20 protein-coding genes are annotated in these 12,190 nt (G+C 34.9%); all 20 read right to left on the reverse strand.

Annotation, left to right across the window (positions count from 1 at the left end; translation table 11 throughout):
* Positions 1–174: 174 nt before the first annotated feature.
* Entirely contained in the window at positions 175–942 is a 768-nt protein-coding gene (locus ACXX53_RS04385; RefSeq protein WP_458567363.1) for a class I SAM-dependent methyltransferase, read from the reverse strand.
* A gap of 29 nt (positions 943–971) precedes the next feature.
* The gene (locus ACXX53_RS04390) at positions 972–1,292 is read right to left on the reverse strand and encodes a hypothetical protein (protein WP_458567364.1); all 321 of its coding nucleotides are present in this window, start codon (positions 1,290–1,292) and stop codon (positions 972–974) included.
* Between the two features lie 247 nt (positions 1,293–1,539).
* On the reverse strand, positions 1,540–1,899 hold the full coding sequence (locus tag ACXX53_RS04395) for a VOC family protein (protein ID WP_458567365.1): 360 nt from the start codon (positions 1,897–1,899) through the stop codon (positions 1,540–1,542).
* Between the two features lie 40 nt (positions 1,900–1,939).
* Positions 1,940–2,458 carry a cysteine hydrolase family protein gene (locus ACXX53_RS04400; RefSeq protein WP_458567678.1) on the reverse strand — a complete coding sequence of 173 codons (519 nt, stop codon included), beginning with the start codon at positions 2,456–2,458 and terminating at the stop codon, positions 1,940–1,942.
* A gap of 154 nt (positions 2,459–2,612) precedes the next feature.
* Complete coding sequence (locus tag ACXX53_RS04405; RefSeq protein WP_458567366.1) at positions 2,613–3,092, reverse strand: GNAT family N-acetyltransferase; 480 nt, start codon at positions 3,090–3,092, stop codon at positions 2,613–2,615.
* 52 nt (positions 3,093–3,144) lie between these two features.
* A complete protein-coding gene (locus ACXX53_RS04410; RefSeq protein WP_458567367.1) occupies positions 3,145–3,678 on the reverse strand; it encodes a hypothetical protein in 534 nt (177 codons plus the stop codon).
* Between the two features lie 93 nt (positions 3,679–3,771).
* The gene (locus ACXX53_RS04415) at positions 3,772–4,227 is read right to left on the reverse strand and encodes an NUDIX hydrolase (protein ID WP_458567368.1); all 456 of its coding nucleotides are present in this window, start codon (positions 4,225–4,227) and stop codon (positions 3,772–3,774) included.
* Positions 4,228–4,264: 37 nt separating this feature from the next.
* Positions 4,265–4,702, reverse strand: a complete 438-nt coding sequence (locus tag ACXX53_RS04420) for a VOC family protein (RefSeq protein WP_458567369.1) — start codon at positions 4,700–4,702, stop codon at positions 4,265–4,267.
* Between the two features lie 261 nt (positions 4,703–4,963).
* Positions 4,964–5,059 carry a competence inhibitor ComI gene (comI, locus tag ACXX53_RS04425; protein ID WP_021255831.1) on the reverse strand — a complete coding sequence of 32 codons (96 nt, stop codon included), beginning with the start codon at positions 5,057–5,059 and terminating at the stop codon, positions 4,964–4,966.
* A gap of 185 nt (positions 5,060–5,244) precedes the next feature.
* On the reverse strand, positions 5,245–5,619 hold the full coding sequence (locus ACXX53_RS04430; RefSeq protein WP_458567370.1) for a hypothetical protein: 375 nt from the start codon (positions 5,617–5,619) through the stop codon (positions 5,245–5,247).
* 166 nt (positions 5,620–5,785) lie between these two features.
* Positions 5,786–6,508, reverse strand: a complete 723-nt coding sequence (locus ACXX53_RS04435) for a class I SAM-dependent methyltransferase (RefSeq protein ID WP_458567371.1) — start codon at positions 6,506–6,508, stop codon at positions 5,786–5,788.
* A gap of 120 nt (positions 6,509–6,628) precedes the next feature.
* Entirely contained in the window at positions 6,629–6,934 is a 306-nt protein-coding gene (locus ACXX53_RS04440) for a hypothetical protein (RefSeq protein WP_458567372.1), read from the reverse strand.
* A complete protein-coding gene (locus ACXX53_RS04445; RefSeq protein ID WP_458567373.1) occupies positions 6,931–7,122 on the reverse strand; it encodes a hypothetical protein in 192 nt (63 codons plus the stop codon). Before ACXX53_RS04445 ends, ACXX53_RS04440 begins: the two co-directional genes overlap by 4 nt.
* A 609-nt stretch (positions 7,123–7,731) precedes the next feature.
* Positions 7,732–8,235: a DUF4275 family protein gene (locus tag ACXX53_RS04450; RefSeq protein WP_458567374.1), complete on the reverse strand. Its 504-nt coding sequence runs from the start codon at positions 8,233–8,235 to the stop codon at positions 7,732–7,734.
* Between the two features lie 442 nt (positions 8,236–8,677).
* Entirely contained in the window at positions 8,678–8,773 is a 96-nt protein-coding gene (gene comI / locus ACXX53_RS04455) for a competence inhibitor ComI (RefSeq protein WP_021255831.1), read from the reverse strand.
* A gap of 101 nt (positions 8,774–8,874) precedes the next feature.
* Positions 8,875–9,483, reverse strand: a complete 609-nt coding sequence (locus ACXX53_RS04460) for a dienelactone hydrolase family protein (protein WP_458567375.1) — start codon at positions 9,481–9,483, stop codon at positions 8,875–8,877.
* 36 nt (positions 9,484–9,519) lie between these two features.
* Positions 9,520–10,257 carry a DUF695 domain-containing protein gene (locus ACXX53_RS04465; RefSeq protein ID WP_458567376.1) on the reverse strand — a complete coding sequence of 246 codons (738 nt, stop codon included), beginning with the start codon at positions 10,255–10,257 and terminating at the stop codon, positions 9,520–9,522.
* 270 nt (positions 10,258–10,527) lie between these two features.
* Positions 10,528–10,815: a DUF5316 domain-containing protein gene (locus tag ACXX53_RS04470; RefSeq protein WP_458567377.1), complete on the reverse strand. Its 288-nt coding sequence runs from the start codon at positions 10,813–10,815 to the stop codon at positions 10,528–10,530.
* Between the two features lie 440 nt (positions 10,816–11,255).
* On the reverse strand, positions 11,256–11,351 hold the full coding sequence (gene comI, locus ACXX53_RS04475) for a competence inhibitor ComI (RefSeq protein ID WP_458567378.1): 96 nt from the start codon (positions 11,349–11,351) through the stop codon (positions 11,256–11,258).
* A 194-nt stretch (positions 11,352–11,545) separates the two neighbouring features.
* Positions 11,546–12,190 carry a DUF2625 family protein gene (locus ACXX53_RS04480; protein ID WP_458567379.1) on the reverse strand — a complete coding sequence of 215 codons (645 nt, stop codon included), beginning with the start codon at positions 12,188–12,190 and terminating at the stop codon, positions 11,546–11,548.

The following is a 12,190-nucleotide window of genomic DNA, read 5'->3' on the forward strand; positions in this document are numbered from 1 at the left end:
GGAAACCATGCCCACCCAAGATTCAATTGCAGTTATATTTTACCTTTATTCACATCTGCGCACAAGTGTTCTTATATTAAGAAATTCCTACCTTAATATTGATTTACACTGATTTCCGATAACGTTCCTGTATTCTCGAACCATCCTCACCTTAAGGTGAGGAATGAAAACAAATCATTTTCTTGCTAAATACAAATCGATCGTATCATAAACATATAACACATCACCAAAACGTAGAATCGCTTCCTTAATCTCATTTTCAAATAATACTCTTGTGTTTGATGGCATTGTTCTATGATCTGAATATGTATTTAATAAGGCAATATAGTCAGACGAAGAAAATGTTCTTGTCAAATGATATAATTTGAACACAATATCTCTAAATCCATATGCCTGAATTGTTTTCTTTCGACATTCATATTTTTCAGTATCATGCTCCACAATTTTGGTACTGGAAGGTCTATATTTTTGATAGATGCTTTGAATATTCTGATGTAACTCATCATTTCCTCGTGATACAAATGGACGGTTCCATAATAATGCTAGTGTTCCATTCGCTTTTAATAACTTAGAGACTTTCGGATAACCAATCTCATCTGGAATCCAATGAAATGCAGTAGCTGAATAAATTAAGTCAATACTGCTATCGGGACATTCATATTCTTCAAATGCTGTATTGCATACCGTGAAATTTTTATAGTCTATAAACTTCAATTTTGAATATTCCGCAAGGTCTTTTCCTAATTCAATGGCCGTTAAGTCACAGCCAGTTTCCAAAAAGGGTCTTGTTGCCTGACCTGTTCCAATACCTATTTCAACTGCTTTTTTGCCTTGCTCAATTTGAGAATACTCTATAATATCTTTGAATAATTCATCACAATAAGTCGGTCTCCATTTATCGTAGTTCTCTACATCCTCATTAAATGTTAGTCGTTTATCCATAATAATTTTCATCCTTTAGATAAGAGTGGTTACTGCGTGTCCACAATTACTTTCGTGTGAGGTAGATAATCTACAGTAATGATTTGATCCTCAAAAGAATCGAGTGGTACTAGAGAATTATAGAATTCTCCATCAATATAAGCATAATATGGGTAACCCCATGACTTACCTGACAAATCAACAGTTGTACTATTTGTTAAATAACCTGTCATCTCGGCATAGTTACCTGTAAGCACAACAGGTAGGTCTAACCAAGTCGGAACTGCAACGTAGAAACAGAAGACAGGTAGGCCAATAAATAAAACTAAAGCGAAAATAAAAGATAATCCAAGTCCGAGAACATGTTTCATTTTGCCGAAAAACGTCCTCTTGACAACCTTTTTGTTTCTCTTTCTTCGTTTTCTTATTTCTCGAGTTTTCCAAGATTCCCATACAATTTTGTAGAGGAAAATCCAGAGAATAAAACTTCCGAGTGAGGAGAATAACAATAAACTAAACCAGTACACAAACACTTAATTTCCAACCTTTCTAAGGTGTAAGTTTAACCACCAGTATCCATCTTACTTTTTCGAATTACCGTCAACTATCTTTCACAATCTATTTATTGAACTGGCAAAACATTAATTGATTTCCATCACAATCTCTAAAAGTAAAGCCTGCGTGGTCACTATATTCATTTAATGGAGATACTTCGACTCCTCTACCTCTTAACAACTTGTAGGTGTTTTGAATATCATTCGTTGAAAAGCTAAAAGTAGCACGTGCTACCCGGTCATTATCATCGGACTTAAACAAGTGCATTACATACTGCCCATCGATTGTCAGTTCAACAAAATCTTTGAAGTCATGATCACCCAGACTAAGACCAAGATTATCACAATACCACTTACTTGCTGCCTCTAAGTCTTGAGCATAATACATCGCACCTGAAATTTTTTTACTAATCAAAGGACTCATCTGGATCTTCTCCCTTTTAAGGTTTTGTGAAATAGACATCTTATAAAAATACCGCTTCACTCTGCTTAACTTCAGCAAACCATCTTAACAAATTATTATGATGATCAATGATTTGCGATGCTGTAAGATTACTAGAATCCCAAGTACTATGTGCATCACTAACAAGTTGAACCTTGTATCCCAAACTAAATGCTCTGCGACAAGTCGTATCTACACAGATTTCTGATTGAATTCCAGTAACTATTAATTCATTAATTGATCTTGTCTCGAGTTCTTGTTGAAGCCTTGTTTTATGGAATGAATCCGGGGTATTCTTCTGAATTATTACATCATGAGTATGTGGTGCGATATTAGGGTGAATGCCCCATCCAGGTGTTCCAGGTTCTAATGGCTGCCCTGCTCTTTCATTATGCTGAATATAGAAAATCGGAATATCTGCCGACCGAGCTCTACCTATTAAGTGATTGATCTTCTTAAGTAATATCTCTCCCTGAAAGACAGGATCTGATTCGTCAAACATACCAAGTTGAACGTCAATTATTAGTAACCCCTTTTTCATTTCCATAGTGCTTCTCCTCCAAAATGAGTTCCATTAGGTTCTAAAAATAATACGTCACTTTCAATTAACGTCTTCGTATCTACGAATCCGAGAGGCTTACGATGCTCCGCGCCGGGTCCGAAGGACTTAGCCTCGCAGGGTTGTACGATTCCTTCTAAAGCTTATGCAAATGCTTTTCATAAAAGACAATCGACATCTTATCGTTAATTGTTTTAGTAGTTCCAACTCTCTTATAACCTAACTTTTCATAGAGGTAACAATTACCCTGCTCTTGTAGAATTGTGTCTAGTTCCCACATTCTCGCGTCATCATGCATCTCCTCAATCTTAGCAAATACTTGCTGAGCAATTCCTCTTCCTTGGTGTTCAGGTAAAATAAATATTGGACTAACACGATAAATATCGTTTTCTTTCCTTACAATTCGAATTGCACCAACAATAATATCTGAACATCTTATAGTGAAATAATCGGAATATGGTTGATTCATTCTAGTCATTATTCGCTCAACTGACTCGTTTGCTGGACTTGTTTCATAGTCCTGATATTTCTCTAATAAAGGCATAAACGCTTTGATCTGCATTTCATGAATGATGGATGCTTCATCTAAACCTGATTTGATTAAAGATATCTCCATATCGTAGATCCTCCAGATCTTATTGTTCCCCAGCAATTTCGTATAATGTTAATTACCATGAACGTACATGCAAATGATTCATTTCAACTAGTTCTTTATATTTATCGTCCTGATAATACATCGGGAAACTCAAATCATAGTTCCCACTAATAATGACATTTTCATTATCAAAAATATAATCACAAAAATGTATCTCTTGGGTTGATAATTTCATAAAGAAATCTAGTTCATTTTCATTATCCGCAATAAGCAACTTCACTTTTTGACTTTGAACCATGTTATAAATTTCAATTTCATGTTCATTCAAACGATCTTGTTGGTGTTTATTTAATTTGCGCAATGGTTCTCTTAAATTTATTGTGCATTTATAATCAACGTTAAACAAGGATCTAAACAAATGAATAAACTTGATTTCATGCTCCCTATGATATTGATATGGTTTTATGATTTTTTTAGCCTCAACTTCTGAAAGACAGTAATCGAACACATCTAATATCCCTGAATATGCAAATCTGATTTCTATCGATTCTTCTTGAAGAAACTCTTCAAAATAAGTGACTAATTCATTATTGCTAATTAACTTCATAGTTTGCACCCACACTTCTTGATCGCAATCCAAACGGACATGAATAACTATTCGTATAACATTCTGTATCCGACTTTATATGGTAGTTGCCTGCTAGGAATTATCTCTCAAAAGTCTTTGATTTAATTCCCATAGCGCCGTTTTATTACTATCCCATTTGAGCATTTCTCTAGCCTCTTCATATGTAACCCACATAAATTCCTTATGTTCGTTTGATAAGAATATATCCTGAACTTCTAATTCAACCCCAAAGCAGTATTCTGGAATCACATAAATATCTGGTCCCCACAAAAAACTACCAACAACATCTATCACTGAATGCATTGAGCTCGAATTTAATTCGATATATTTGTTTATGTTTAATATTCCTGCCTCTTCATAGGCTTCTCGTTTTGCTGCTTCTAATATTGATTCTCCCTCTTCTCCTCCTCCGGCAATCCCTTGCCAATATCCTTCTCTTGATCTTCTGAAGATTGCGAATAAATATTCATCTGAGTCATTCTTCTTGATATATGGAAATACTAGTATTTGAAATGGAGAGCGCGCCATATTATAACTCCTTGTTTAGGTGTAATTATATTGATATTTATTGTTTATTATATGGTCCAGTTATCTCAAGCATATTTCCATCCGGATCTTCAAGCATGAAGCAATAATAGGGTTGAACTATATTTATGTACAAGATTTCTGTTACTTTACCTATATTCATGGACTTAATGCGTTCATATTCTACCTGAAGATCTGCTACATTTAAATTCAATATGACATTATTTCCGTAGTTAACTTTGTGACTATGCTTATATAATAGATACTCATTGTTAAAATGCTCATCTATATTATCATTGTTTCTTATTAGTTCAAGATCATATTCAGGATTCCATAGTGCTAAGGTATTCCCACAATCAAATTGAGCCCATCTCTTTATATTCATTGATTGTGCTTTAACACCCAAGACGGTTTCATAAAAGGATATTGATTTCTCCATATCTTTCACAATTATATAAGTACAAGTCAAATGTAGCATGATTCAACTCCTTCTCTAACTAGTCCTCCTTGATGATAGGAATGTCCTCTTTGAAATACTTTCAATATGCGTTAATATGTTTTCCCACAATGTTTTTATGTTCATTTATTTCTTTGATGCATCTTTTCAAATATGATAATATATATTTAATAAAGACCAAGTGCGCTAACACTTGGTCCATACAATTGGCTTGGATGGTTTATTCCCTTCAAGTCATTCAGGAACCAAACCCACCTTCCGCTTCTACTCTAGGGTGGGTTTTTACTTTCTCTTGTTGTTATGATTAATGTATGTTAAAAGAGCAAGAATGAATGTTCCAAAAAGGAGCATGATCGTTATTGCATCTTTTACTTCCATGGTCTCACCTCCTCCAAAGTTTCCGAAGGAAACTTACTTCGAAAGCATTTGCTTGAAGGGAAACCATGCCCACCCAGGATTCAATTGTAGTTATATTTTACCTTTATTTTCATTTGCGTACAAGTGTTCTTATCAGGGTTTAATTTATATTTTAAATGGAGTTTTAAATGCAGCTTGTATCCCTTTCACTTATTTAGTCTCTTCTTTAAATTCTCTTCGTCTTCGATTGATAATTGCTCTTCCAATATTGGTTTTGTTTCCGCGATTTTTTTAACTTTCAAAGGTCTTGAAATTAGCCATTCTTCTCCTGGGTTCATAGAAGTCTTTGGGTGAGGATAAACATCATTAGGTGTGATAGTATCGTCAATCACATATAAATAGCCATTAGCTTTGCCATTATGATATCTAGTCCCACTATCATCCACGACAACTAATGAAGGCTTATGCGAAAATATTCTAGCCAGATCTCTATCCTGAGATATCGTACTGCCTTCTAAGAGTTCGTTTAAAATTGATGGTGAACCGTGGAACCAAGGTTTGTTATAGTCCCAATTCTCCATGTAGCTTCCCACCTTATTTTTTTAGTTTATAATATTCTTTACAGTCTTTAAGGTGTTGAACATAACGTTCTTGCATTCACGAAACTTTCATTACCTTAAGGTCCATCGGGCCTGGCACGATCGAGCTTAGATGATGCAGAGTTGACTGCCTGATTTTCAAATTAATCTATACCTTTGTCGCTATTACCATCATTTCAATTTCATCTATTACTAGTATCTGCTCACGAAAGTTACCTGGCGAGCAACCATAAATTATTACATCTTTAAATCCTGCAAACTCAAATAGCATTTTGAGTTCCGATGGAATATACAGTCTTTGTTTTTCTTGTAAAATTTCATTCTCTTCTATGCTGCAGCTCCAATGAATGATGCCATTGATATAATCAAATTTTGGGTTGTTATCGCGTGAGTGAAGATATCTTCTAAGTCCATTGAAGTCTGTTAAGATAAATTTGCACCTAGGCTGTAATAATCGATAAACCGATCTTAAAAAATTGATATCTTCAGCAACTCCTCCAAGTACACCCAGGCCGGATTCACAAAGACATATCGCTCCATTAAAAATACTCTCTTCTGGAAATAACATGTGTAAATCCTTCAAATCCTGATTATAGAAATTTATATTTACATTAGCCTCAGCTGCGCGTTGGTGAGCTGCGGATAACATTGTTTCTGATATGTCCACCCCGTCCATAAGATAGCCCCTCGAAGCCATCTCAATCGAATGTCTCCCTGCACCACAGCCTAAATCTAACACCCTATCACCATTAATTATTCCTAACTTTCTTTCAATAAAATCCACTTCTTGTTTTGTTCCCGTTAAAAATTTATTATCTACACGCAGTAGACTCTCAGTAGCGAACTTGTTGTTCTTCCATGGATTATTCAAACTTCTCCACCTCCTGAGAATACTAAAGATAAACTTACATCATTTCAGCTAACGTTCCTATATTAACGTAACCAGAGAGGCTTAAGACACGCAGAGCCTTCTTGAATCACCAACAACTCACTACTTTGATTTATTATCTTTCTCATTGCCACGTTTAAAATTTCCTGTTATTTTAGCCATTACTAATTGGGTTTCCTTATGATCCTTACCTTCTATTGCTTTTAAAAACTTATCACTCGCCTTACCGGACAGAATAGTAACTTGCTTTCCCTTCCAGTAAATAAAGACTTTATTGTCTTTAGTTGTTTTATAACTAAAAACTTCTTCACTGAGTCTATCTCGCTTGTCAATGTTACTAATATGATCACCTCCATTCTCAAGCCGGATGTCTGTCCATCCTGATTCTCTAACATTTATTTTTTTCACTTTAATTTTAATCCTCTTAAAAATTTTTCCGTTATCTCAATGGTTATACTAATTGCTTCTATTCTACTACTGGCTGGAGCTGTTATCATTTGACCACTCTCAGAATTCCATCCATTACCGCTACTATCCTTTAATTGATTTTGATCTGAAACTAATATTGTTACCTTAGTGAAATCGTCATTTATCACTAGAGATCCATATTGATAATTATGAGAACTTTCTGTTGCATTATCCTCTTTTCTATATTTAAAATACGGATAGTTAATAGCACCCCAACCTTCATCTGTAATTAGTATATTTAGTTTTCTCTGATCTAATGGAACAGGTATTTCTTCACCCGCTATGTCAATAGTACCTTCAAATCTTCTTTCCCCGAAGATACTTTTGTATAGCTTTCCTTCAATATTTACATTTACAAGTTTTTCTGACCCTAAAAGCTCAGTTCCTAATCTATATTTTATGCCTTGAGCATTAATATTGACTTCCTTGGGATAAAAATTAATAAAAATATTGCTAAGGTTGTTGAAATTATTGCAATAACAAAGAAAATAAGTTTCTTCACTGTGTACTCCTTATTTTTGCAGTTTTCGATAACGTTTGTGTATCTACGAACCCGAGAAGCTTAAGTGCGAACGAACGCACCAGGTCCGACGAACTTAGTCTCGCAAGGTTGTTCGCTGATTCAATATCTTTATATTCCGCTTCATGCTAATCAAGGACGTAGCCCGCAGCGTAGATACGGTGTTATAAGAAGTTGCTGCCTTCATTGAATCAATTTGCGAGTTCATACCTATCTCTTATTTAACTTTGTAATAGTATGGGCCATACATCGATTCATGTGTATGCACATACGTCCAAGTAAAGTCTTTGTCAAAAATATATACATCTTGCTGAGAATCAAAATCTTTCGCGACTACTTCCTTTGCATTTTTGTATAGAAAGATATAAGGTGAGCTTTGATACATCACATATAATTCATCTTTCACTTCAGCATCAAATGCTGTTCTGGCCGCTTTTTTTTCTGAGCAGAGTTGCTTCCAATTACTAAAAATGTGCCATTTAAACTGGTCATAATATATTTTCTCTTTTACTTCTTCACTGATATCATGTGCAAACGTTTTATCCCATAAGGCTATTATATTTTCCGATTCCTCAAAGATAGTTTCTATAACTACGCCTTTGTCATTTAAACTACTCTTAAATCGATACTCCTTTTGTAGGTGCTCAGCATAAAAATATACTCTTATTAATTCTTCTTCTGGTAAGTTTTTTAATATTCTATCGATTTTTGATCTAATCATTCTTTCCTCCATATATAAAAGCATCTTTTTCGTATACTTTTATGGATTTTGAATAACTTCCACAATTTCCCATAACGTTCTTGCATCAACAAACCGAGGGGCTAAATGAGCTCAGTGCCGGGTCCAACGGACTCAGCCTCACAAGGTTGTTCGATGAATCTACTTCTCTACTTACATTATCTTGCCAACCAAGGGCAACGCCCCGCAGCGTAGTTATGGTGTTATCTGATGGGGATGTCTCTTCAAGACACTTTCATTTAGTATCGCTATGCCTTTTTATATATATTTAGTTCTTTGATGCATCTTTTCTAATATGATGAGATATATTTAACAACGACCAAGTGCGCTAACACTTGGTCCATACAATTGGCTTGGATGGTTTATTCCCTTCTAAGTCGTAGGAACAAAACCCACCTTCGGCAGCTAACCTTTGGGTGGGTTTTTACTTTCTCTTGTTGTTATGATTAATGTATGTTAAAAGAGCAAGAATGAATGTTCCAAAAAGGAGCATGATCGTTATTGCATCTTTTACTTCCATGGTCTCACCTCCTTCAAAGTTTCCGAAGGAAACTTACTTCGAAAGTATTTGCTTGAAGGGAAACCATGCCCACCCAAGATTCAATTGTAGTAATATTAATGTTATCGGATGTCTGTGCCTTCTTTGATTTGTTTAAGAAAAGCTTTACATTTCTTTATACATTCCATGTACTCCTTGGAGTTATATGTGTTGTAATAAGGATTCATAAATCCATGTTCGGCTTCTATAATTTCTACAGATGTGTTCTGCTTAGTTCTTAATTTTTCTTCTAATTCCAATACACAAAATGATTTCTCATGCCTTGCAAAAAATAATAAAGTAGCGCAACTTGGTTCTATCTCTACATGATTTCTAATTCTCGATCCATAAAATCCAACAATTCCATCAACCCCATACTCGCTACTCATCCACGCAATTGTCGCACCTATACTAAATCCAATAATAAAGATATGATCATACTTCTCCCTGTTTAGATTTACTATATTTAATACCTCATTTAAGGCTCTAGTAAATCCAATTTCATTCATAAAATAATGATATGCTTTATCTTCTTGATAATAAGAAAATGATTCTCGATTTATTAGATTTGGACAAAGTACATCAAAACCTTCCTTGATCATCTCATCACCAAAAAAGTTTATATGATCATTTAATCCATAGATTTCGTGAAGGATAATCACTAAAGATTTTCTAGAATTACCTTTATTCATAGGAATTCCTTCTTTCTTAATGTACTTTGCGCTTAATTACTTACTCTTAATCACGTGGGTTTCCCATCCATCATAATCCCCACCAACCTCAAGTGACTTCTGAATTAGCTCTGTTGTATATTGATAAATTGTTTCAAGTTCAGTAGTACTCTCGTGTGAAATTAAAAGTTGATATGGATTATCCGTTTCTTCTTCAAGTGCTCTTTCTTCAATAATCTTATAGACATCACGATCCAGTTTGTTTTTGAAGCTCTCCCTACTTGCAACATCACTAAAATAAAGCCAATGATTGATCTCCCGAGGGACTTGCTGATCATCGTTATTTGCCTTCAATTGTTCAACAACATGTCTATCTTGCATCCATTGGTATTCATAAATATCTGGATAGAGGGTTTCTAAATAAAAACTCCATTCAGGGTCATCTACAATTGTAATGTTACTAGTTTGTTTTTTATGTTTTGAAAGAATTCTTTCGACCGTATTGAATAAGTTCTTTTCTTGATTGGTATACATATAAAATGTTCTTGTCTCTGCTACTGTGATAACACCAATTAAAAAATCACTTTCTGTCAATGCACTATCAATTTCATCCTCAATTTTACTAAGTAGTTCAAAATCCAATTTCTTTGAAAATAAACTCTTGGTTTGTATACTAACTTGTACTAGCTTGTCCGCGCCGGAAATTGGCACACTATCCTTGATCCCTAAATCTAGTCTGACAAATACGTTGTTATTGTCTGATTGAGTTAAATAAATATCCCACTGGTCTGACATATTAACACTCCCTCATCTGTGTTTAGTATTTTATTATTTCAGTCATTTCTGATAACTTTCTTGTATATATAAATCCGAGAGGCCTAAGACGCGTACGCGCCGCCGGGTCCGACGGACTTATCTTCGCAGGGGTGTGAGCTGAATCCGCTTCTATGCTAACCTCTTCTTGCGAACCAAGGGCGTAGCCCGCAGCTTAAATATGATGTTATCTAATGCTGACGACTTCTTGAAATAACCAAAGCTTCTCTTGTTCAATAGTTATTAACTCTCTTAATTAAGAAAATAAAGACTTATTGATACAATTACAAAAGGAACTGAAATTAGTAATAATTTATCAGTCCATTTATTTTTTTGAATATTGTCTTCTTTCGAACTTGAATTATAATTTGCCCTCATTCGATCGCCACTTACAAATGAACCAGAAAAAATCATTGCTAGTATTAAAAGACCAGCACATATTCCAGAATTTATTTTTAAGGTAAGACCCAAACCACCAGTTAGAAATGTAATTAAACTGATAACCAAACAACTTACAACACTTGTTATAAATACCTTCATTGATTATCCCCCTTTTTTATAGATTGGAGTAAATCTTTGATATTGATACGCTTTGCATTACTTCCAGGTTTCCACAGTTTCAAATATCGTTCCTTGTATCTACGAACCCGAGAGGCTTAAAGCGCTCAGCGCTGGGTCCAACGAACTTAGTCTCGCAGGGTTGTTCGCTTAATCCACTTCTTGCGAACCTAGGGCAACGCCTGCAGCGAAGATACGGTGGTCTCTGATCGGGATGGCTGCTCTGAATCACTTACATTAGCTTTTTATATCTTTTAACGCTTTTAACATTACTTTGATACATGTTTTTACATGTGGTATTATATATGTAATAAAGACCAAGTGCTGTGAACACTTGGTCAATACAATTGGCTTGGATGGTTTTCCCCTTCTAAGTCATTTAGAGCGAAAGCCCACCTTAGGCGCTAATCTATGGGTGGGTTTTACTTTTTCTTGTTGTTATTATCAATGTAAGTTAAGAGTGCAAGAATGAACATTCCGAAAAGGAACATAATCGTTATTGCATCTTTTACTTCCATGGTTCACCTCCTTTCGAAGGGAACCATGCCCACCCAAGATTCAATTGTAGTTATATTTTACCTTTATTCACACCTGCGTACAAGCGTTCCTATATTGATTCTTGAATATGGTGTTATTAGGTTTTACCTCGCGGGATTGTGAGTAGAATACGCTTCTCTACCCATCTCTTCTTCCTTTAAGCCTACAAAACTATTTAAATTTCATTTCTAAAATCACTTTGTATTCCCCATATTTCCTTAATAGAAATTGCTTTTCTGTGGCTATTTTCAACATCATTGCCCTGTTCCGTCCACAAATATGGAAATATCGATATTCCTTGATCTCTAGTTAATACACTTACATCTTCTATCCAGTTACTCCATCTAAATGATTCGTAATATTTATTCAGATCACCATATAATACCCAATAAATAAAGTCAGTATATCCTTTACCAGTGTCTTCCCACTCCAATGTATCCGGCGCAAAATAATAAATATTACGAGTGCTATTATCAAATCCTCCAGTATTAATAGCAAAGATCCCTCCTACTACATCATGGGCCACAACAAACCCTTCTTCGAGGAGTGATTGATGTTTGTTATTAAGCAGTGAGCCAAATATTTCTGGGTTCCCTGAACCAAGTAAGTACAACCAACCGTGATCTACAACAATACCACCACACTCCAGTGCAATCGCTCCCATAGTAGATTTATTGGTTATTTGTAAATTAAAGAGCGCTTCCTCACCTTCAGCTTTTGTATTCTCAAGTATACGAATATTTACTTGTGAATCACGAATCCAATCTTGAATCATCGTCCATGCGTTATCTTCGAAAATAAGTTCTGATATATTTTTCAC

This window comes from Paenibacillus marinisediminis (assembly GCF_054343325.1).

Excerpts from the sequence above, each read along its gene's own strand:
- ACXX53_RS04450 (WP_458567374.1), bottom strand. The coding sequence starts at position 8,235 with ATGATTAGATCAAAAATCGATAGAATATTAAAAAACTTACCAGAAGAA.
- ACXX53_RS04460 (WP_458567375.1), bottom strand. The coding sequence starts at position 9,483 with ATGAATAAAGGTAATTCTAGAAAATCTTTAGTGATTATCCTTCACGAA.
- ACXX53_RS04395 (WP_458567365.1), bottom strand. The coding sequence starts at position 1,899 with ATGAGTCCTTTGATTAGTAAAAAAATTTCAGGTGCGATGTATTATGCT.
- comI (WP_021255831.1), bottom strand. The coding sequence starts at position 5,059 with ATGGAAGTAAAAGATGCAATAACGATCATGCTCCTTTTTGGAACATTC.
- ACXX53_RS04390 (WP_458567364.1), bottom strand. The coding sequence starts at position 1,292 with ATGAAACATGTTCTCGGACTTGGATTATCTTTTATTTTCGCTTTAGTT.
- ACXX53_RS04430 (WP_458567370.1), bottom strand. The coding sequence starts at position 5,619 with ATGGAGAATTGGGACTATAACAAACCTTGGTTCCACGGTTCACCATCA.
- ACXX53_RS04385 (WP_458567363.1), bottom strand. The coding sequence starts at position 942 with ATGGATAAACGACTAACATTTAATGAGGATGTAGAGAACTACGATAAA.
- comI (WP_021255831.1), bottom strand. The coding sequence starts at position 8,773 with ATGGAAGTAAAAGATGCAATAACGATCATGCTCCTTTTTGGAACATTC.
- ACXX53_RS04470 (WP_458567377.1), bottom strand. The coding sequence starts at position 10,815 with ATGAAGGTATTTATAACAAGTGTTGTAAGTTGTTTGGTTATCAGTTTA.
- comI (WP_458567378.1), bottom strand. The coding sequence starts at position 11,351 with ATGGAAGTAAAAGATGCAATAACGATTATGTTCCTTTTCGGAATGTTC.
- ACXX53_RS04420 (WP_458567369.1), bottom strand. The coding sequence starts at position 4,702 with ATGCTACATTTGACTTGTACTTATATAATTGTGAAAGATATGGAGAAA.
- ACXX53_RS04465 (WP_458567376.1), bottom strand. The coding sequence starts at position 10,257 with ATGTCAGACCAGTGGGATATTTATTTAACTCAATCAGACAATAACAAC.
- ACXX53_RS04405 (WP_458567366.1), bottom strand. The coding sequence starts at position 3,092 with ATGGAGATATCTTTAATCAAATCAGGTTTAGATGAAGCATCCATCATT.
- ACXX53_RS04400 (WP_458567678.1), bottom strand. The coding sequence starts at position 2,458 with ATGAAAAAGGGGTTACTAATAATTGACGTTCAACTTGGTATGTTTGAC.
- ACXX53_RS04415 (WP_458567368.1), bottom strand. The coding sequence starts at position 4,227 with ATGGCGCGCTCTCCATTTCAAATACTAGTATTTCCATATATCAAGAAG.
- ACXX53_RS04410 (WP_458567367.1), bottom strand. The coding sequence starts at position 3,678 with ATGAAGTTAATTAGCAATAATGAATTAGTCACTTATTTTGAAGAGTTT.